Below are 21,996 nucleotides of genomic sequence, written 5' to 3' on the forward strand. Positions count from 1 at the left end.
ATGAAAATTGTTCACTTTTCTGCTGAATGCTATCCATTTGCAAAAGCGGGAGGCTTGGGTGATGTAGTTGGAGCCCTTCCCAAATATCTCAATCAGATTGGTCATAACGCCGCTGTATTCCTTCCTTTTTACGCGCACATTGACGTCAGCAAAAAAGAACGCGAGTTGCGATATGAGAACACCGTATCGCTCGCAGACGGTTCCTACCCCTGCTCCGTGTATGAAGTAACCGAAGAAGCGCTGGGCTTCCCTTTGTTTCTCGTTTCCGTGGAAGGACTCACCAACCGTGACGCCATTTATGGCTACGAAGACGATCCAAAACGATTTATCGCCTTTCAACGAGTAGGACTTCAGTTTTTAAAAACTCAAAAAACGCTGCCTGACATCATTCATGTACACGACCATCACACCGGACTCGTTCCCTTTATGATGACACAGTGCCCGGAATTTTCGGAGTTTAAAGTGATTCCAACCTTATTGTCCATTCACAATGCGCAATATCAAGGGCAATTTCCCCATGAATACGGTGGGTGGCTCCCTGAATTCCCCGATTCGCAAGTCGGACTCCTAGATTGGGACGGAATGATCAATCCGCTAGCAACGGCTATTAAAACGGCCTGGCGCGTTACCACCGTATCTCCCAGCTACATGAAAGAACTACAGCAACATGCCAACGGGCTCGAAAGCCTGTTGGCCCATGAAGCACAAAAGTGTATCGGTATTCTCAATGGAATTGATGCCGAAACCTGGAATCCGCAGACCGATCCCTTCCTGGAAACCAACTATGGACCCACCAATTTTGTAACAGGCAGACGGGCAAATAAGGAAAAATTGTGTGACACCTATGGCCTGTCGCCTTCCCTGCCCTTATTCGGTTTTATAGGGCGCTTGGTTTGGGAAAAAGGAGCCGACGAACTGGTTTCGGCTTTAGAAGTTGCCTTAAACACCCTCGATATCAATGTTATCCTATTAGGTTCGGGAGATCCTGCCTTAGAAAAAAAGTTTGAACAACTAAGCGATTGGTATAAAAAGAATGTAGGTGCCTATATTGGGTATAAAGAATCCATGAGCCATGATGTATATGCAGCGGCCGATTTTTTGCTTATGCCCAGTCGCGTGGAACCTTGTGGCTTAAATCAGTTGTATTCCTTTCGGTATGGGTGTATGCCCATCGTTCGGAAAACAGGAGGCTTAAAAGACACGGTAATCGATATAGCTCAAGACGGGTTAGGCATTACCCATGAAGAAACAACAAGTAATCAAATTTCTGAAGCGATCGAACGCGCGGTTTTGTTTTATCAGCAAAAGGAAGCGTTCCGAAAAAAACAACGCGCCATGATGAAGTTGGATTACAGTTGGGAACATTCCGCAAAACTATATGCATCAGAATATCAGAAATTAATTAAATCATAACGCAATGAACACCAAAGCAATCTCAATTATCTTAGGGGGCGGACAAGGAAGTAGACTTTATCCATTAACGGCAACTCGGTCAAAACCCGCGGTACCTATTGCGGGAAAATATCGACTGGTGGATATCCCCATCTCTAACTGCCTCAATTCTGATATCAAACGGATGTTCGTGCTCACCCAGTTCAATTCAGCTTCGCTTAACAAACATATCAAACACACCTATCAATTCAGTTATTTTAGTCATGCCTTTGTAGATGTGCTCGCAGCAGAACAAACCCCCGAGAATAAGGGATGGTTCCAAGGAACGGCCGATGCTGTACGTCAAAGTCTGCACCATTTTAAAAACTACGAGTCCGAGTACATACTGATCCTCTCTGGAGATCAACTCTATCATATGGACTTCAACAAAATGATCCAAGCGCACGAAGCTAGCGGGGCCGAACTGAGCATTGCTACCCTTCCCGTAGACGAAAAGGCAGCCACTTCGTTTGGAATTCTAAAGGCAAATGACAAACAATGGATCGAAAAATTTATTGAAAAACCAGATAACTCGCTATTGCCGGAGTGGACTTCGGAAGTAAGCGAGGAAATGAAGCAGCAAGATCGTCATTACTTAGCCTCCATGGGAATCTATCTCTTCAACAAACAGCTCCTGATTGATGTATTGGATGCTTCGGATGCAGATGACTTCGGAAAGGCGATCATTCCGAAGTGCGTTAAAGAAAATAAAGTATTGAGTTATGAGTACACAGGCTACTGGACAGATATAGGAAACATTGATTATTTCTTTGAAGCCAACCTTGACCTCACCCGAACGGTCCCTCAATTTAACCTGTTCGACAATAAAAATTCAATTTACACGCGCCCAAGGGTGCTGCCGCCTACCAAAATGTCGGGTACCCAAACAGAGCACTCACTAATCGCTGAAGGAAGTATCATTGAAGCCGCGCGGATTGAAGATGCGATCATTGGCGTTCGCTCTCGAATAGGCAAACAAACCGTGATCAAGCGCTCGTACGTAATGGGGAATAATCGTTTTGAAAATCAAAAAAGCCTGGCGGACTGTGAAGCCAAGGGGATCCCAAAAATGGGAGTGGGCGACCACTGCCACATCGAAAACTGCATCATCGATAAAAATGCGCGTGTGGGAAATAACGTTTCCATTATCGGCACCCATGACAAGGGAGAACAGGAAACCAAGTCGTATGTGATCAAAGAAGGGATCGTCGTCATCAAGAATGGAGCGGTCATTCCTGATGGTACCAGCATTTAACTAGCTTTGAATTGTAAGGGATAAGTGGTAGTTTTGTAATCCTTCGGAAAAACTCCCCCGCTTTTGTAACATACGAAGGAACTAAAAAATATCCCTATGAAATCAGTATTGCTTAGCTGCCTGCTTTTGGTGACTACCCTCCTTTTTGGACAATTCGAACAAGAAGTCTATCAACGTGCGAAAATTCATTACAACACCCCTCAAGATCTAATAGCTATAGCGTCTTTAGGAGTCCCTATGGAGCACGGAATCCATAAAAAGAATCATTTTTTCATTTCGGAATTCTCCGTTTCCGAAGTAGCCAAAATCAGAAATGCAGGCTTTCAGGTAGACATCTTGATTGAAGATGCCAAAGCCCATTTCTTGGCCCAAAACCGACTGAATCTTCCCCCTTCCAAAAACCCAACCTGCACTGGCGGTGGAACGATTGATTATGCCACCCCAACTAATTTTGAATTGGGTTCCATGGGTGGGTATCTAACCTATCAGGAATTACTAGATGAGTTGGATGAAATGCACGCGCTATACCCAAATTTAATAACGGAATCCTCCAATATTAGCACCTTTTTGACAGAAGGACAACCGGATGCTTCGACCACACCCCCTATTGGTGGCAACGGTATTAAGTGGGTAAAAATTAGCGACAACCCTACCTCTACTTCCGAAGGAGAACCCCAAGTACTCTACACGGCGATCCATCACGCGAGAGAACCTGCCTCGCTCTCACAGCTCGTTTTCTACATGTGGTATCTCCTAGAGAATTATGATAGTGATCCGGAAATCGCCGCGCTACTCGACAATACCGAACTTTATTTCGTTCCTGTAATCAATCCGGATGGGTATCTCTACAACGAGAAAACCAACCCTTCAGGAGGGGGCTTTTGGAGAAAAAACAGAAATAACGGAAATGGTGTAGACAACAATCGAAACTACGAGTATTTTATTGATGGAGATCCTAGTAATGGGATGTGGGGTGGTGAAGGTTCTTCTGGGAATCCAAGTAGTGAAACCTATCGAGGAACGGCGCCTTTTTCTGAAGTGGAAAATCAAGCCATGAAATGGTTTGCTGAAAATCATAATTTCGTGGTGAATTTAAATGCGCATACTTCTGGGGATTTGTTGTTGTATCCTCATGGATACACCAGCAATCAACCCACCGTAGATGATCCTATTTTTAAAGCAATTTCTGCTGAAATGGTCTCTCAAAATGGGTTTGCCAATATTTTATCTTCTGAATTATATCCTGCCGCCGGAGATAGCGATGATTTTTTCTACGGAACCGTAGGAACCCACGATAAGATTTTTGCGATGACTCCGGAAATTGGCCCTTCATTCTGGCCTCCCAGCAGCCAAATTGAAGGCATTTGTAAAGACATGATGTATATGAATCTCACAGCCGCCCGAGTGTCTGGCAACTATGCGCAACTCGATGATACCGCACCCCAATACACAGGAGATCAGCCTACGGCTACGGCTAGTTTTGACATCAAACGACTAGGCCTTAGTGGTGATGGTGATTTCACCGTGCGTATCGAAGCCGTTTCTGGAAATATTAGCGCTGTAGGGAGCCCTGTTTCCTTCAACGCTCTAGATATCCTTGAGGAAGATTCTGGCGCCATCTCCTACACGCTTAGCCCGGGCACACAAAGTAATGACCTTGTAAGCTATCGACTTATTGTTGCGAATGGTGCTTATGAAACGTCTCAGCTTATCGAAAAACGATTCGGAGCACTTTCTGCCATATTCGAAGATGCCGGAAATAGCACTAGCGATAACTTTGATAATAACGGGTGGGGCGTAACGACGGCAGAATTTGTGTCGGCTCCCAGCAGTATCACCGATTCTCCTTCCGGAAATTACCCGAATGATACCAATGAGACGATCGCCCTAAGCGACCCCATCGATCTTACGGATGCGCTCGGTGCCAATGTGACGTTTTATGCCAAATGGGAAATCGAGAATAATTTTGATTATGTGCAAGTAGAAGTGTCAACCAATAATGGCAGCACCTGGATTCCCCAATGCGGAAAATTTACCAATCCCGGAAGCAACAACGGTTCACAGCCAACCGGAGAACCCCTGTACGATGGTACGCAAGACGAGTGGGTTCTAGAGGAAATTGATTTGAGTGAGTATTTGGGAGAAAATGTACTGATCCGTTTTCAGTTACGCTCAGATGGCGGTGTTCGAGGGGATGGATTTTACTTTGACGATCTCACGGTAAACCTTGTTGAGGACAGTATCTTAAGCGCTTCGGAAGTAGCGGCCACAGCCTTTAGCATTTATCCCAATCCGGTACATGATCTACTACACATAGTAACACCACAAACCGATTACAACATCGCTATTTATACCCTTCAGGGACAATTGGTACAAGAACGCAACGGTCTTTCAGGCAGTACGGAGATTGCAACCGCGGCGCTCTCGCAAGGGGTTTATGTGGCGGTTATCTCTTCAGAAACCACCCGCCAGTCCTTTAAGCTAGTCAAGCAATAAAAAACTGAAGATGAACAAACTGACAAAATGGAGCCTGACAAACGGCTCCATTTTGCATTATTAGAGATTATAACTCAATATTTTTCGCTATTTTGTAAAGCCGAAAAAAAACACAGATGACAGACGTTAAACGACTCTTTGACTTTCCATACTACCAGTTAGAACAGTTCCCTCAAGAAGAATCTTTAGTTACAAAAAAGAACGGAGTTTGGGAAAAAACTTCCACTCAAGAATACATTGATCAAGCGAATGCCATGAGTCGTGGACTCATTCAGATGGGGGTTCAACCCAATGATAAGGTTGCTATCATTTCCATGACCAATAGAACCGAATGGAATATATGCGATATCGCAATCCTTCAAACCGGAGCGCAAGACGTACCCATCTACCCTACCATTTCAGAAGATGAATACGAATACGTGCTCAATCATAGCGAGTCGAAATTCGTATTCGTATCCTGCACTGAAGTCTTAGAAAAAATAAATAAGATTAAAGCCAATGTGCCTTCTTTACAAGAGGTGTATTGTTTTGATGAGATCGACACTTGCAAAAATTGGCAAGAGGTGATCGCTTTAGGAAACGAGCATGCGACACTGCAAACGGAAGTCGATAAGCGGAAAGCCGCTATAGAAGAAGATGATCTGGCCACCTTAATCTATACGTCCGGAACAACGGGACGTCCTAAAGGGGTGATGCTGAGTCATAAGAATATTGCTTCTAATGCGAAATATAGTGCCGAACGACTGCCTATTGATAAAGGAAACACAAAGGCACTGAGCTTTTTACCAGTCTGTCATATCTACGAACGAATGTTACTGTACATGTATCAATACTGCGGAGTAAGCATTCATTTCGCCGAAAGCCTCGAAACTATCAGCGATAACCTTAAAGAGGTGAAACCAGAAGTGATGACGGCCGTTCCTAGGCTCTTAGAAAAAGTATATGATAAAATCTACGCCAAAGGAGGCGACCTTACCGGTGTCAAGAAAAAACTTTTCTTCTGGGCGATTGAACTCGGACTCGAATACGAACCCTACGGACAAAACGGCTGGTGGTACGAAACAAAATTGAGTCTGGCTCGCAAACTTATTTTTAGTAAGTGGCAGGAGGCCTTAGGAGGTAATCTCAAAGCGATCGCTTCAGGGAGTGCCGCCTTGCAACCTCGACTGGCGCGTGTCTTTAACGCGGCAGAGATTCCCGTGATGGAAGGATATGGTCTCACGGAAACATCACCAGTGGTAAGCGTCAATGATATGCGTGATGGCGGGTTCAAAATTGGAACTGTCGGAAAACCGATCCGTGAAACAGAAGTTAAGATTGCCGAGGACGGAGAAATTCTTATCAAAGGCCCCCAAGTTATGATGGGCTACTACAAAGACCAGGAAAAAACAGACGAAGTGTTGAAGAACGGATATTTCCATACCGGAGATATCGGGGAAGTTGATAGCGATGGTTTCTTGAAGATTACCGATCGTAAAAAAGAAATGTTCAAAACGAGCGGCGGAAAGTACGTCGCGCCTCAGCTTATCGAAAACGCCATGAAGCAGTCGCGCTTTATTGAGCAAATTATGGTCGTTGGTGAAGGTGAAAAAATGCCGGCCGCCCTTATTCAACCGAACTTTGAATTTATTCAAGAATGGAGTCAGCGCAAAAACAAAGGTCTTTCAAAAGACCCCAAAGAACTCATTAAGGATCAAACGCTTATTGATCGTATTCAAAAAGAAGTAGACCAATACAATGAGCGCTTCGGAAAGTGGGAAAAGATTAAAAAATTCGAACTTACACCAGATATATGGAGTATTGAGGAAGGACATCTCACGCCTACCATGAAACTGAAACGTAGAATCGTTAAAGAAAAATATCACGATCTGTACGAGCGATTGTACGATCGCAGTTAATCGCAAAACAAAACCCTATGAAAACCAAACGACAACGCTCCCTACTACTTATTTCCATCGGACTGTTGTTCGGTTTCTATGGACTGTATAGCATATTTCCTACCGCTGGTTCTGAGGAATCACCAACACAAGAGGCATTACTAAAGCAATATCCGGGCGAGTGGTTTTACAATCAACGTGCCTACCCTAACAATTTTATAAGCCGGGAAGCCATGGCAAAAGCGGAAACTCAGGTGCAATCCATCCTGGCGGAACGTGACATATCTGGTGGAGCGTGGACGTTAGCGGGTCCTTTAAACACCGGTGGACGTATTACCGATGTGGCAATTTCACCCGATAGTGATGACGTACTGTACGTGGGTATCGCTACTGGCGGTATTTTTAAAACGACCGATGGCGGCACGAATTGGACCCCCATCTTCGATGATATGTCAAAGTATTCCATAGGAGATCTAGCCATTGCGCCTTCCAATGCAGAAATTATCTACGCGGGAACTGGGGAAGCAAACGCCAGTGCCAATTCAGGAGCATTTTTTGGTGATGGTGTCTATCGTTCTAATAATAGTGGTGCGGATTGGTTGTATTTGGGGCCGGATGGAACAGATCATATTGGTCGTATCGCCGTAGATGTAAATGATCCCAATCGTATTTTTGTAGCCGCCACAGGAAGGTTGTATGGCTACAATGACGAACGTGGTATTTATCGCAGCACAAATGGAGGCGATGATTGGGACAAGGTGCTATTTGTCACCGATTCTACAGCGGCTATTGATGTCGCCATACACCCCGGAAATCCAGATATTGTATTAGCGGCCATGTGGGAACGCACTCGTAAACCCTGGCAACGAGATTACGGCGGAGTGACTTCCGCAATTCATCGCTCTACGGATGGCGGCGATACTTGGACCCAGCTGGGAGCTGCCAATGGGTTGCCGGCACCTGATACCGAAACTGGAAGAATTGGTTTTGAATTTTCACAATCTGATCCAGATATCGTGTATGCCCGCTACACCACCGATGAGATTACAAATGAATTCAATGGTCTTTACAAATCTACCGATGGTGGACAGAATTGGACCCTGGTAACGCTAAATGATCTGTTTGGTATTGATGCTTCTTTTGGCTGGTACTTCGGAAACCTCCGCGTGAACCCAAATGATCCAGACGATGTGTTCGTCTTGGGACAATCACTCGCACGAACCTTCAATGGTGGTGGCAGCTGGAACGCTGTAAACGGAATGCATGTTGATCATCACGCCATCGAATTTTCACGCAACAATCCCAACTTCATCTTAGCTGGAAATGACGGAGGCGCCTATGTTTCCACCAATGGTGGAAGCAGTTGGAATAAATTTGTCAATCTTCCAATTACACAGTTCTACAATATTGAAGTCGATTTTCTAGAACCTCAAAATCTGTACGGAGGAACCCAGGACAATAATACGATTAGAACTACAACCGGCGGTTTGAACGATTGGAATTCCATTTGGGGAGGCGATGGTTTTCACGTAGTGGTAGACTATAGTGATAACAATTTTATCTATGTAGAATCGCAATACGGGAATCTCGGAAAATCTTCCAACGGGGGTGCTACCTTTCAAAATGCTACGAGCGGCATAAGCGGAAGCGACCGAAATAACTGGAACACCCCCATTGCCATTTCTCCCGTCAATCCCCAAACCATGTATTATGGTACACAACGTGTTTACAGCTCAGATCGAGCCAATTTCTGGACGGCTATTAGTCCGGATCTCACCGATGGTCAACATCCCAGCGGGTCTCTCGTGTACGGAACACTAACCACCATCGCCGCTTCTTATTTAACAGAGGATGTTATATACGTGGGAAGTGATGATGGCAACGTTCAAGTGACCTTTGATGGCGGAACTACCTGGGAAAATATCAGCGACGGACTCCCCGATCGCTATGTAACTTCGGTGGCCATTTCTCCTACAGACGATGAGACGGCCTATGTGACGCTTTCGGGTTTCCGAGAAAACGATCAAGCCGCACATGTTTTTAAAACGATTGACGCAGGGCAAAATTGGACAAATATTTCCGGAAACCTACCCGCAATACCGGTAAATGATATTGTGCTATTTCCCGAAGATAATCTACTCATCATCGCTACCGATCTCAACGTTTGGTATTCAAACAACGAAGGGGCTAGTTGGACCATCCTAGGGGATAATCTGCCGTTAACGATGACAAGAGATCTAAAAATTCACGAACCTACCAACACCCTCTACGCTGGAACTTTCGGTAGGTCAATTCACAGCTACGACTTAGATGATCTGGTATTTGACACAGCTGACAATCAACAATCGAATGCACTAGTACTATACCCTAATCCGGCCCACGATCGTGTTCAGATAGTGCATCCTTTTTCCGAAACGGTAACCGTCACCTTATTTGGAATGCAGGGAAATCGAACCGCTGTATTGTATGAAGGGGCTGTAACTACAGGCACAATTGAGCTAGAACTGGAAGGTATTGCTTCCGGTATTTACTTTGTGGAATGTTCATCAGGTTCCGCAAAAATTACGAGGAAATTAATCATTCGATAAGAAAGGCCTACAAAAATAGTTTCATGAATATATCCCGTATCAATTATCCTTGTAGGTTTCAGAATGAATAAGAAAATGAAACCTTCTCCTCGAAACTCACAGGAACGTATTCGGAAATTTAAAATAAGTGACCTTCCCGCGCTTTTAATCGCCACGTATAAGCAATGGATGGAAAAAGAACCGTTCCAATTGAGTGCGATCGTGGCCTATTACGCCATTCTTTCATTACCCGCCTTGATCGTTCTTATCCTGAACATCGTAGGAGGCATCTGGGGGAGAGAGATTGTACAAGGGGAAATTCTAGATGAGATTACCAAGGCTTTGGGCCAGCAAACGGCAGAGTCCATCCGACTCATGATGCTGGATCGTGGCGATGAAGAGACCTCGGTTTTCACCACCATAATCGGAATAGGAACCTTGCTTTACGGAGCAACAGGAGTATTTTATCAGCTACAGTTCACCCTCGATAAAATCTGGAACGTGGACGAGGAAATTAGAGAAGGTTTATGGACCTTCTTAAAAAATAGAGCGAAAGCATTTGGGTTTATCTTAATATTGGGATTCTTATTACTTACCAGTTTACTGATAACCGCCTTGTTAAGCACCTTCGTAAACCGACTTACCTTGTGGTTTGGCGACTGGGTGGAAGCCATCTTCGCTGTAGATTTCATTATTTCCTTATTCTTTATTTATTTCCTATTCGCAGTGCTGTTTCGATTTTTACCAAGCAGAAGCATTGCTTGGAAAGCGGTGCGGTTAGGGGCGGCCATTACTTCCCTCCTATTTTTACTGGGGAAATACCTCTTAGCTTACTATTTTAAAACCATGGAACCCGGCTCTACCTATGGCGCTGCCGGAAGCATTATCCTGATCATGCTCTGGGTTTCTTACAGCAGCTTACTGCTATTTTTTGGCGCGCAATTTACCAAAGTGTATTCCGATCGCTATCTGGACCAAACACCTAATTCGAAGTAAAAAAAGAGTGCGACATCAGGCGTTGACCGATAGCGGAAAACTACGATACGAATTTTACTTATTTACTATGCATGCATAATATTTTTTTGTATATTTGAACTACCTAAAATCACATTCTTGAAAGAAAAAACAATAGATTATATGTTGCGGGCCACTTGGATGGCAGTTACCAAAATGTATAATGAGGAAGCCGGAAAGAAAGACAGTACTATGGCCACAGGGTTTGCGCTCATCAGTATCGATCCCGACGAAGGCACCCCTTCTACCGCCTTAGGCCCCAAAATGGGAATGGAAGCGACGAGTCTTTCAAGAACGCTGAAGAATATGGAAGAAAAAGGATTGATTGAACGAAAACCGAATCCATTAGATGGACGCGGCGTCTTGATTCATTTGACGCCCTTCGGAAAAGAAATGCGCGCCTTTTCAAAATCGGTTGTGTTGCGGTTTGACGAAGCGGTTTCCGAAGCGGTTTCCGAAGAAGACCTGAAAACCTTCAAACGGGTGGCTCACACCATCTTGGAATTGATCAATGCCAAAAAAATATATACCACTGAAAAAATAACATAACTCATGTCGAAAAGGAGAATAGAAAAAGTAGCCGTCATCGGCTCAGGAATCATGGGAAGCGGCATTGCGTGTCACTTCGCCAATATTGGTGCGGAAGTGCTATTGCTTGATATCGTGCCAAGAGAGCTCACCGAGAAGGAAAAAGCCAAAGGACTTTCACTGGAAGATACCGTTGTTAGAAACAGAATCGTAAACGACTCGTTACAGTCGGCTATCAAAAGCAAGCCCGCACCCCTCTACCACAAAGATTTTGCCAGTAGAATTTCCACCGGAAATCTGGAAGATGACATTGCCAAGGTATCGGAAGCCGATTGGATCATTGAAGTGGTGGTGGAACGCCTTGATATTAAGAAACAGGTGTTTGAAAACTTAGAAAAACACCGTACGCCGGGCACCTTGATCACTTCCAATACGTCAGGAATTCCGATTCAGTACATGAATGAAGGAAGAAGTGAAGATTTCCGCAAACACTTTTGTGGCACCCACTTTTTCAATCCACCGCGCTATTTAGACCTTTTTGAGATCATTCCGGGACCAGACACCGATCCTGAGGTCTTAGCGTTCTTAAATGGCTATGGTGAAAAATTCCTCGGAAAGACTTCGGTAGTAGCGAAAGACACCCCTGCATTTATCGGAAATCGTATTGGTATCTTCGGAATTCAAAGCTTGTTTCACCAAGTGAAAGAAATGGGTCTTACCGTGGAGGAGGTCGATAAATTGACCGGCCCAGTGATTGGACGGCCAAAATCGGCCACCTTCCGAACAGTTGACGTGGTAGGGCTAGACACCCTAGTGCATGTAGCCAATGGTATTTATGAAAATGTGCCCGAAGATGAAGAACACGAGATCTTCCAACTTCCTGAATTTATCAACACCATGATGGAAAACAAGTGGTTGGGAAGCAAAAGCGGACAGGGCTTCTATAAAAAGATCAAGAACGATGATGGAAGTAGCAAGATCTTGGCCTTGGATCTCGATACCATGGAATATCGAGACAGTAAAAAGGCAAATTTCGATACACTTCAAAAAACGAAATCGGTTGACGAAGTGCTCGATCGTTTCCCGATCTTAATCCAAGGAGAAGACAAAGCGGGTGAATTCTATCGAAAGAACTTTGGCGCTATGTTCGCCTATGTTTCGAAACGAATTCCGGAAATCACCGACGAACTGTATAAAATTGATGATGCGATGAAGGCCGGTTTCGGCTGGCAAAACGGTCCGTTTGAAATTTGGGATGCTGTGGGCGTTGAAAAAGGGATCGAGCTTATTGAAGCCCTAGACAAAGAACCGGCTGCCTGGGTACAGGAGATGTTGGACAACGGAATTACTTCGTTTTATACAGTAAAAGACGGAGCTACCTATTATTATGACATTCCATCTAAGGAATACAAAAAGATTCCGGGGCAGGATGCCTTTATCATCCTCGATAATATCCGAGAATCCAAAGCGGTTTTTCAAAATAGCGGCGTAGTCGTTGAAGATTTGGGAGACGGTATCCTCAATTGTGAATTTCGAAGCAAGATGAACAGCATCGGAGGCGACGTCCTCGCCGGTGTCAACAAAGCGATTGATCTGGCGGAAAAAGAGTACGACGGACTCGTAATAGGAAACCAGGGAAAGAATTTTTCAGTTGGGGCCAATGTGGGAATGATCTTTATGATGGCTGTAGAACAGGAGTATGACGAACTGAACATGGCCGTTAAATATTTCCAAGACACCTGTATGCGCCTTCGTTACTCTTCTATTCCAACCGTAGTTGCTCCCCATGGCATGTCGTTAGGAGGCGGTTGCGAAATGACCTTACATGCCGATCGTGTAGTAGCCGCGGCAGAAAGCTATATTGGCTTGGTAGAGTTTGGCGTTGGAGTCATCCCTGGTGGAGGTGGTTCCAAAGAAATGGCCTTACGCGCCAGTGATACCTTTCAGAAAAACGATGTAGAGTTAAACCGACTTCGAGAGTATTTCTTAGCGATCGGAATGGCGAAAGTCTCTACTTCCGCCTATGAAGCTTATGATACAGGAATCCTTCAAAAAGGAAAAGACATTGTTGTGGTCAACAAAGATCGTCAAATCGCAACCGCCAAAGCGGTAGCGCGTATGATGGCGGATCAGGGATATACAAAACCTGTCAAAAGGCAGGACGTAAAAGTGCTCGGAAAGCAGGCCTTAGGAATGTTCCTAGTGGGTACCGATTCTATGGAAGCCGGGCATTACATCAGCGAACACGATAAGAAAATCGCCAACAAACTCGCCTGGGTCATGGCTGGTGGCGACCTTTCAGAACCCACAGAAGTGAGTGAACAATACTTATTAGACCTAGAACGTGAAGCCTTCTTAAGTCTGTGTGGTGAACGAAAAACCCTGGAACGCTTGCAGCACATGATTCAGAAGAATAAACCACTCCGAAACTAATATCTCAATACATCATTTATGAAAACAGCATATATAGTCAAAGCATATCGTACCGCCGTGGGAAAAGCGCCACGCGGACTCTTCCGATTCAAGCGACCCGATGAGCTAGCAGCGGAAACCATTCAGTACATGATGGAGCAGCTGCCAAATCTCGATAAAAAACAAATTGATGATGTGATGGTTGGAAACGCCATGCCCGAAGCAGAACAAGGCCTTAACATGGCGCGTCTTATAAGTTTAATGGGACTTAAAATTGAAGATGTTCCCGGCGTTACCGTGAATCGGTATTGTGCCTCAGGAATTGAAACCATTGCCATGGCATCTGCCAAGATTCAAGCCGGAATGGCCGATTGTATCATCGCCGGTGGCGCCGAAAGCATGAGCTATATTCCTATGGGAGGCTACAAGCCCACGCCCGATTATAAATTGGCGAAAGAAGGAAAAGAAGATTATTACTGGGGAATGGGGCTCACTGCGGAAGCGGTAGCTGAAAAATACGAAGTATCTCGAGAAGATCAGGATGAGTTTGCTTATAACTCACACCAAAAAGCCCTGAAAGCACAGGCTGAAGATCGATTTCAGGAACAGATTGTTCCTATTGAAGTAGAACACACCTTTGTCAATAAGGCTGGGAAGAAGGAGACGACAACCTATACCGTGAATAAAGATGAAGGACCCCGTGCTGACACCTCGTTGGAAGTATTAGGAAAACTCCGACCTGTTTTTGCGGAAGGAGGTAGTGTTACTGCCGGAAACTCTTCACAGATGAGTGATGGAGCAGCCTTTGTCATGGTGATGAGCGAGGAAATGGTAAAACAGTTGAACCTGGAGCCTATCGCTCGATTGGTCAATTTCGCTGCCGCCGGAGTAGAGCCTCGTATCATGGGGATTGGACCGGTAAAAGCGATTCCGAAGGCATTGAAGCAAGCCGACATGAAACTCGATCAAATTGAGTTGATCGAACTCAATGAAGCCTTCGCCTCTCAATCCCTTGCGGTCATTAGAGAACTTGATCTGGATCAGGAGATTGTAAACGTTAACGGAGGTGCTATCGCCTTAGGGCATCCACTAGGCTGTACGGGCGCCAAACTTTCAGTGCAGTTATTTGATGAAATGCGGAAACGAAACATGAAAGGTAAATATGGAATGGTTACCATGTGCGTAGGTACCGGTCAGGGGGCCGCAGGAATCTATGAATTTTTAAACTAACAACATTTTTTGAATACAATTATGGAAGCGACAGAAACTAAAAATGAACTCTTGAGAGGAGGACAATTCCTCGTGAAAGAAACCGCCTATAAAGACGTGTTCACACCGGAAGATTTTTCGGAAGAACAAAAGATGATGAAGGAGTCGGTGATTGATTTTGTAGATCGCGAAATCTGGCCGAAAAAAGAGCGCTTTGAAGCCAAAGATTATGCGCTGACCGAAGAAGTAATGCGTAAGGCCGGTGAAATGGGCCTCTTAGGCGTTGCTGTGCCCGAAGAATATGACGGCCTGGGAATGGGCTTTGTAACTACGATGCTAGTATGTGATTACATCAGTGGTGCTACCGGTTCTATCGCAACCGCTTTCGGGGCGCATACGGGCATCGGAACCATGCCTATTACCCTCTACGGTACCGAAGAACAAAAGAAAAAATACGTACCCAAATTAGCTACGGGCGAATGGTTTGGGGCGTATTGTTTGACTGAACCAGGCGCAGGAAGTGACGCCAATAGCGGAAAAACGAAAGCAGTGCTCAGCGAGGACGGCACCCATTACAAGATCAGCGGACAAAAAATGTGGATTTCCAATGCGGGATTCTGCAATGTTTTTATTGTATTCGCTCGTATTGAAGACGATAAGAATATTACGGGATTTATCGTTGAAAATGATCCCGAGAACGGTATCTCCCTAGGGGAAGAAGAAAAGAAACTAGGGATCCACTCCTCCTCTACCCGCCAGGTATTTTTTAACGACACCAAAGTGCCCATTGAAAATATGTTGTCGAAGCGAGGTGACGGATTCAAGATTGCCATGAACGCCTTGAATGTGGGGCGTATTAAATTAGCGGCTGCCTGTTTAGACGCGCAACGCCGAGTGATTGATGGAGCTGCGAAATACGCCAATGAGCGCGTACAGTTTAAAACCCCTATCGCGAAGTTCGGAGCGATCAAGTCGAAATTAGCCGAAATGGCAACCTCTGCTTTTGCGGGTGAAAGTGCCAGCTATCGCGCGGCGAAAAATATCGAAGACCGTATCGCCATTCGTTTGGAGCAAGGGAATTCGCATCAGGAAGCCGAGTTGAAAGGAGTGGAAGAATACGCTATTGAATGTTCCATTCTGAAAGTTGCTGTTTCCGAAGACATTCAAAATTGCTCCGATGAAGGTATTCAGATTTTTGGAGGAATGGGCTTTAGCGCTGATACGCCTATGGAGGCTGCTTGGCGAGATGCCCGAATTGCACGTATCTATGAAGGCACCAACGAGATCAACCGAATGCTTGCCGTGGGAATGCTCGTAAAAAAAGCCATGAAGGGGCACGTTGATTTGTTGAACCCTGCACAAAAAGTGGGTGAGGAATTGATGGGAATCCCATCCTTCGAAACCCCCGATTATTCTAAAGTACTTTCCGAAGAACGCGACATGATTAAAAAACTTAAGAAGGTATTTCTCATGGTAGCTGGTTCGGCCGTACAAAAATATGGACCCGATTTGGAAGAGCATCAGCAGTTATTGTTGGCTGCCGCTGATATTTTGATTGAAATATACATGGCAGAAAGTACCATCCTTCGTGCCCAGAAAAACCACGAACGCGGCCATGCAAATGCTGACTATCAAGTGGCTATGGCACAGCTCTATCTGTACCATGCCGTGGAAAAAGTGAATAATAAAGGAAAAGAAGGCATCATTAGTTTTGCCGAAGGTGACGAGCAAAAAGCCATGTTAATGGGATTAAAACGATGGACGAAATACACCAACTTCCCAAATGTTGTGGCGCTTCGCAATAAAATCGCTGATAAAGTATCCGAAGAAAACACCTACCCCTTTTAATAATTTGATTTTAGTTTTTTAGTTACCAAGAGCCGCTCAAGAAGTCGTGAGTGGCTCTTTTTTTGAGCCCAACTTTGCCCTATCTTTAGTCGCATGAAATTTATACTCTTTCTCCTGATAATCTCTATGGTATTACCCATGGGCGCACAAGACAATACCGACGTATTTTTGATGACCGTTGAGAATACCAAGGCAGAAAACTGGCAGGTACAGAATTTTAAAAATATCTCTAATCAAGAAGGCTACGACAATCAGCCCTCCTTCCTCGACTCCACCAATTTAGCGTATGCAGGTACACGAAATGGCGCTACCGATATTGCCATACACAATCTCCCTTCGGGACAACAATGGTGGTTGAATATGCCCACGGAAGGCGGCGAATATTCTCCGCAACTCATTCCGGGAGAACAGGCGGTTGCCGCGGTGCGTCTCGACCCTAACGGATTACAGCGATTATACAAATACCCGTTTGGGGAACAACCACCACGCTTGCTTTTCGACCAATTACAAGTGGCATATTTCGCGTATTATGACAGTACTACACTGCTATCTTCAGTCTTGAACAATGGGGAGCTAGCTCTCGTACTCGCAGATACCAAAACACAACAGATAGATACCCTATTCCAAAATGCCGGACGCTCCATCCACAAAGTTCCAAATCGCAATGCCATGACCTATACACTGGTCAACGAGGATGGCAACCACGACGTTTATTGGTTAGATATGGAGGACAAGGAAAGTTTTTTTATCTGCCAGCTACCTATTGGTATTCAAGATTATGCCTGGTTGGATGAAGACCGGATGATCCTGGGAAGTAATACCGCATGCTACGTGTATGATACCTTGGGAACTCCACAGTGGACAAAAGTAGCCGATCTCAAGGATTACAAACTAGAAAAGATGAGTCGGATTGCCACCACCAATAATGGAAATAGGATCGCATTTGCCGCTATTTCCAAGGCCATGCGTCCCATTCCGGTTATTGAAAAACAGGTAGCTTCTTACAATTCCAAGAATCTAGCGGCATTTAGCGAATGCTTCGCAGCAAACGTTCAGGTGCGACGTTTTCCGAACAAGGTGCTATACGAAGGAAGAGAAACACTTCGGAAAAACTATGCCGACTATTATGAATCGGTCGCCACGACAAGCGTCGAGGTGATTAACAGAATCGCACTAAACAGTTTCGTTATAGATGCTGAAACGGCCACCGATAACGGGAATACTAAAAAACAAGTCGCTATTTACGACGTGAACAACGGGGAAATCAAGTCCATGACTTTTTTGTTTGACACCGAGGTCGATTTCGACCCTGAAGCGATCGTAGACAAGCAGCTTGAAGCGTATAACAATCGAGATATTGATGCATTTATAGCTACTTATTCCGAAGACATTAGGCTGTATAACTATCCAAATACGCTTACTTCCTCTGGACATGAAGGACTTCGAAAAGGGTATACCCACTTCTTCCAATCGACCCCAGACCTCCACTGCGAAATAAAAAATCGAATTGTCATTGGCAACGTGGTCATTGATGAAGAATACATCACCATGAATGATACCCATTTTAGCGCCATAGCGGTGTACGAGGTGGGAACCAACAAGATTGAACGCGTTACCTTTTTGCGGTAAGAGCCTCCCATGTTGCGTTTGAAGGAGTAATACAAGTTTCCATAACCACGGGTAGCTTGGTACTAGTTGTTTCCGTAACCTGAGATTGTTTTTCGTCTTTCGATTGTCTACTTTTAGGGTTCTAATAGTTGTACCATGAAATTATATACCCTTTTTATTGTGCTTTTTCTAAGTGTTGCTGGAACGGCGCAAACGGATACCAGAATGTATGAGATCATCTCAAATATTTCCGCGGAGCGCATTGAAGCCGACATCACCACTTTGGCCAATTTTGGTACACGCCATACCTTGAGCGATACGGTTTCGGATACACGCGGAATAGGTGCCGCCAGACGCTGGATCAAACAAGAATTTGAGACCATTTCTAAGGATTGTAATAACTGCTTGGATGTCTTCTATCAGAAGAACTTCATTGAACAAGGCGATAACGAGCGTATCGTAAAAGACGTTTGGGTGGTCAATGTAGCCGCAGTTCAAAAAGGCACTACATATCCCAATCGATATATTATCATGAGCGGCGATATCGATAGCCGTATTAGTGATCCTACCAATTATACCGATGATTCTCCCGGAGCAAATGACAACGCAAGTGGCATGGCGGGCGCTATCGAGGCCGCTCGGGTACTCTCTAAGTATACCTTTGAAGCAAGCATCGTTTATTTAGGATTAAGTGGTGAAGAACAAGGCTTGTATGGCGGAAAAGGTTTTGCTGAATATGCCAAGGAGCAAGGTTGGGAGATCATAGGAGTTCTCAATAACGATATGATTGGAAACATTCAAGGCGTGGATGGCGTGATCAGCAATCGTGATTTTAGGATCTTTTCAGAACCCGTACCTCCCACGGAAACCGAACGAGAACGCCGAAGTAGACGCTTTTATGGTGGCGAGGTTGACGGCATTTCTCGGCAACTGGCACGCTATGTTCATAAAACTACCAAAACGTATATGCCGGAAATGAACCCTATGCTTATTTATCGACTCGATCGGTTTGGTCGCGGCGGACATCATCGTCCGTTTAACGATCTTGGTTTTGCCGGAATTAGAATCATGGAAGCTCACGAAAACTATACCCAGCAACATCAAGACATTCGCATGGAAGACGGTATTGAATACGGCGACAAACTCAAATTCGTCAATTTTAATTACGCTAAAAAGCTCACAGGGGTGAATGCCATAAGCATGGCGAGTCTCGCCTGGGCACCTCCCGCTCCAAAAAATGTGGCCATCGGAGGGATTGTAGAACCGTCCGCCAGGTTAAAGTGGGAGAAAGTAGACGGTGCGGTTGGGTACAAAATCTATTGGAGAGACACCACCTCTCCTATCTGGGAAAACAGTCGGTTTGTAGGAGATGTTTCCGAAGCCACCTTAGAAGGCTTTGTTATTGATAATTATTTTTTCGGAGTCGCTGCTGTGGGCCCTAAGGGTCATGAAAGCGTGGTGGTATTTCCGAGTTCAATTTTTAGATAATGATAAAAAAGATAATTCTCCTAATGGCGCTCAGCATTCCTCTCTCGTTGAGCGCACAACAATTTACACGTCAGGATAGTCTGCGAGGAAGCATCACTCCAGAACGCGCTTGGTGGGACCTTCAAAAGTACGAACTGGCTGTTCAGGTATTTCCTGAAACCCAAAAAATTTCCGGAAAGAATACGGTGACTTTTACCGCTTTACAAAAAGGGAAGGTCCTTCAAATTGATCTACAACCCCCTATGACCATCGACCGCGTATTGTTTGAAGGAAAAGAACTCGACTATACCTCCGAAGGCAACGCGCACTTCCTTCAATTACCCAGCCCCATCAAAAAAGGAAAGCGGGCCCAATGCACGATCTTTTTCTCTGGAGCCCCTCGCGTCGCCAGGCGAGCCCCATGGGACGGAGGGTTCACCTGGGAAACCGACAGCAACGGAAAGCCTTTTATCGCTACTGCCAACCAAGGCATTGGCGCCAGTATTTGGTGGCCCAACAAAGACCATCCTTACGACGAACCGGATGAAGGGGTTTCCATGGCTATTACCGTACCGCAAGAGCTGGTCGCCGTTGGGAATGGCAGACTCAGAAAAATGAGCTATACCGAAACCACACAAACCTTCGAATGGGAAGTGGTAAACCCTATTAACAATTACGGTGTAAACATCAATGTGGGTGACTACGTCCATTTTACAGAAACCTATGAAGGAGAACAAGGCAGTCTTTTAATGGATTATTGGGTGTTACGGGATAACAAGGAAAAAGCCAAAGACCAATTCAAACAGGCCCCGATGATGATGGAGGCCTTCGAACACTGGTTTGGCCCCTACCCTTTTTATGAAGATTCGTTCAAGTTGGTGGAAGTGCCTTATTTAGGAATGGAGCATCAAAGTAGCGTTACCTACGGGAATCAATATATGAATGGATACCTGGGAAGTGATCTTTCCGGAACCGGTTGGGGAATGAAATTCGATTTTATCATCATCCACGAAGCCGGACACGAATGGTTTGCCAATAACATCACCAATAGCGATGTGGCCGATATGTGGTTACATGAAGGATTTACCGCTTATTCTGAAAACCTCTACCTTGATTATCACTTCGGAAAAGAAGCTTCTGCGGCTTATGTTATCGGAACACGACAGCGCATCGCTAACGATCGTCCCATTATTGGAACCTACGGAGTGAATAAAGAAGGAAGCAGCGATATGTATTACAAAGGCGCTAATATTCTTCACACGCTTCGACAATTGATCGAGGATGATGAAAAGTGGCGACGCATGTTACGCGGACTCAACAAAACGTTTTACCATCAGACCGTATCTTCCGAAGACGTCGAAAACTATCTTAGTAAACAAAGCGGGATCGATCTCACCGAATTTTGGCAACAATACCTTCGTACGACAAAAATTCCCACCCTCGAGTATCAAGTGAACGGGGACGAACTAAAATTTCGATACACGAACATAGTGGACGGTTTTGATATGCCAGTGATCGTTAGGCTGAATGGAACCGAAACTTGGATCTACCCAACTTCAGCCTGGAAAACGCAACCATGGAAAGCGACTATCGAAAGTGTGGAGGTTAAAGAAGATTTCTATGTACTTCCGAAGCCGTTAAAGTAATGGAAAAACGACCCGAATTATATTTTCCTGAAGCTTGTGAATGGCGTGATTGGTTGCTGCGACATCACGATAGTACGCCCAATGGAGTCTATCTGATTTTTTTCAAATTAGAAACGGAAATACCTACCATGCGATGGGAGGAAGCAGTGCGTGTGGCATTGTGTTTTGGTTGGATTGATAGCACTGTAAAAAGTCTTGGAAACGGCAAGCGGCGGCAATATTTCTGCCCCAGAAACCCAAAAAGCAGTTGGAGTCAGTTGAACAAAACCTACATCGAAGAACTGGAACGTGAAGGACAGATCCATTCCAGCGGACAAGCGATCATCCGTCAGGCGAAAAAGAATGGAGCCTGGAACGAATTAGATGCGGTTGAAAATGGGATCATTCCACCAGAATTACAAAATGCGTTTGACAAGAACCCCATAGCGTGGCAGCATTATCAGAGTTTTGCGCCAAGTTATCAGAAAAGTTACTTGTACTGGCTTCATGGCGCCAAACGACCTGCCACTCGCGAACGAAGAATTGACGAAATTATCCGGCTGTGTCGCGATAATGAGAAATCACGATCGTAGATAAAAAAGCTTATATTTTGACAATTAGCAGATTTGCGTATCTTTGATGCGAGGCACTTTATATTG

The 21,996-nt window shown here is 44.9% G+C and carries 14 protein-coding genes; all 14 read left to right on the forward strand.

Annotated elements, in window-relative coordinates; translation table 11 throughout:
* The 14 genes from PO830_RS01560 to PO830_RS01625 all read left to right on the forward strand — a co-directional run bounded on the left by PO830_RS01560 (nt 1) and on the right by PO830_RS01625 (nt 21,930).
* Nucleotides 1–1,413 (forward strand): glycogen synthase, encoded by a 1,413-nt coding sequence (locus PO830_RS01560; RefSeq protein ID WP_272851774.1) that lies wholly within the window; start codon nt 1–3, stop codon nt 1,411–1,413.
* 4 nt (nt 1,414–1,417) lie between these two features.
* Entirely contained in the window at nt 1,418–2,686 is a 1,269-nt protein-coding gene (locus PO830_RS01565) for a glucose-1-phosphate adenylyltransferase (protein WP_272851775.1), read from the forward strand.
* A 96-nt stretch (nt 2,687–2,782) separates the two neighbouring features.
* Entirely contained in the window at nt 2,783–5,182 is a 2,400-nt protein-coding gene (locus tag PO830_RS01570; RefSeq protein ID WP_272851776.1) for a M14 family metallopeptidase, read from the forward strand.
* 116 nt (nt 5,183–5,298) lie between these two features.
* Nucleotides 5,299–7,080 (forward strand): AMP-dependent synthetase/ligase, encoded by a 1,782-nt coding sequence (locus PO830_RS01575; protein WP_272851777.1) that lies wholly within the window; start codon nt 5,299–5,301, stop codon nt 7,078–7,080.
* Between the two features lie 17 nt (nt 7,081–7,097).
* Complete coding sequence (locus tag PO830_RS01580) at nt 7,098–9,647, forward strand: T9SS type A sorting domain-containing protein (RefSeq protein ID WP_272851778.1); 2,550 nt, start codon at nt 7,098–7,100, stop codon at nt 9,645–9,647.
* Between the two features lie 75 nt (nt 9,648–9,722).
* Entirely contained in the window at nt 9,723–10,622 is a 900-nt protein-coding gene (locus PO830_RS01585) for a YihY/virulence factor BrkB family protein (protein WP_272851779.1), read from the forward strand.
* Between the two features lie 117 nt (nt 10,623–10,739).
* Entirely contained in the window at nt 10,740–11,189 is a 450-nt protein-coding gene (locus PO830_RS01590; protein WP_272851780.1) for a MarR family winged helix-turn-helix transcriptional regulator, read from the forward strand.
* Between the two features lie 3 nt (nt 11,190–11,192).
* Nucleotides 11,193–13,601: a 3-hydroxyacyl-CoA dehydrogenase/enoyl-CoA hydratase family protein gene (locus tag PO830_RS01595; protein ID WP_272851781.1), complete on the forward strand. Its 2,409-nt coding sequence runs from the start codon at nt 11,193–11,195 to the stop codon at nt 13,599–13,601.
* Nucleotides 13,602–13,619: 18 nt separating this feature from the next.
* A complete protein-coding gene (locus PO830_RS01600; RefSeq protein WP_272851782.1) occupies nt 13,620–14,810 on the forward strand; it encodes an acetyl-CoA C-acyltransferase in 1,191 nt (396 codons plus the stop codon).
* A 21-nt stretch (nt 14,811–14,831) separates the two neighbouring features.
* Nucleotides 14,832–16,637 carry an acyl-CoA dehydrogenase family protein gene (locus tag PO830_RS01605; protein WP_272852014.1) on the forward strand — a complete coding sequence of 602 codons (1,806 nt, stop codon included), beginning with the start codon at nt 14,832–14,834 and terminating at the stop codon, nt 16,635–16,637.
* A gap of 93 nt (nt 16,638–16,730) precedes the next feature.
* Nucleotides 16,731–18,266: a nuclear transport factor 2 family protein gene (locus PO830_RS01610; protein ID WP_272851783.1), complete on the forward strand. Its 1,536-nt coding sequence runs from the start codon at nt 16,731–16,733 to the stop codon at nt 18,264–18,266.
* 135 nt (nt 18,267–18,401) lie between these two features.
* Nucleotides 18,402–19,733, forward strand: coding sequence for a M28 family peptidase (locus PO830_RS01615; RefSeq protein WP_272851784.1), 1,332 nt, complete (start codon nt 18,402–18,404; stop codon nt 19,731–19,733).
* Nucleotides 19,733–21,358, forward strand: coding sequence for a M1 family metallopeptidase (locus tag PO830_RS01620; RefSeq protein ID WP_272851785.1), 1,626 nt, complete (start codon nt 19,733–19,735; stop codon nt 21,356–21,358). The genes PO830_RS01615 and PO830_RS01620 overlap by 1 nt, the downstream gene beginning before the upstream one ends.
* Nucleotides 21,358–21,930 (forward strand): YdeI/OmpD-associated family protein, encoded by a 573-nt coding sequence (locus PO830_RS01625; RefSeq protein WP_272851786.1) that lies wholly within the window; start codon nt 21,358–21,360, stop codon nt 21,928–21,930. Before PO830_RS01620 ends, PO830_RS01625 begins: the two co-directional genes overlap by 1 nt.
* The last annotated feature ends 66 nt before the right edge of the window (nt 21,931–21,996 follow it).

This window comes from Altibacter sp. HG106 (genome assembly GCF_028561755.1).
GTDB lineage: Bacteria > Bacteroidota > Bacteroidia > Flavobacteriales > Flavobacteriaceae > DFVG01.

Coding starts and splice junctions, on each gene's coding strand:
- PO830_RS01560 (WP_272851774.1), top strand. CDS start 1: ATGAAAATTGTTCACTTTTCTGCTGAATGCTATCCATTTGCAAAAGCG.
- PO830_RS01565 (WP_272851775.1), top strand. CDS start 1,418: ATGAACACCAAAGCAATCTCAATTATCTTAGGGGGCGGACAAGGAAGT.
- PO830_RS01570 (WP_272851776.1), top strand. CDS start 2,783: ATGAAATCAGTATTGCTTAGCTGCCTGCTTTTGGTGACTACCCTCCTT.
- PO830_RS01575 (WP_272851777.1), top strand. CDS start 5,299: ATGACAGACGTTAAACGACTCTTTGACTTTCCATACTACCAGTTAGAA.
- PO830_RS01580 (WP_272851778.1), top strand. CDS start 7,098: ATGAAAACCAAACGACAACGCTCCCTACTACTTATTTCCATCGGACTG.
- PO830_RS01585 (WP_272851779.1), top strand. CDS start 9,723: ATGAAACCTTCTCCTCGAAACTCACAGGAACGTATTCGGAAATTTAAA.
- PO830_RS01595 (WP_272851781.1), top strand. CDS start 11,193: ATGTCGAAAAGGAGAATAGAAAAAGTAGCCGTCATCGGCTCAGGAATC.
- PO830_RS01600 (WP_272851782.1), top strand. CDS start 13,620: ATGAAAACAGCATATATAGTCAAAGCATATCGTACCGCCGTGGGAAAA.
- PO830_RS01605 (WP_272852014.1), top strand. CDS start 14,832: ATGGAAGCGACAGAAACTAAAAATGAACTCTTGAGAGGAGGACAATTC.
- PO830_RS01610 (WP_272851783.1), top strand. CDS start 16,731: ATGAAATTTATACTCTTTCTCCTGATAATCTCTATGGTATTACCCATG.
- PO830_RS01615 (WP_272851784.1), top strand. CDS start 18,402: ATGAAATTATATACCCTTTTTATTGTGCTTTTTCTAAGTGTTGCTGGA.
- PO830_RS01620 (WP_272851785.1), top strand. CDS start 19,733: ATGATAAAAAAGATAATTCTCCTAATGGCGCTCAGCATTCCTCTCTCG.
- PO830_RS01625 (WP_272851786.1), top strand. CDS start 21,358: ATGGAAAAACGACCCGAATTATATTTTCCTGAAGCTTGTGAATGGCGT.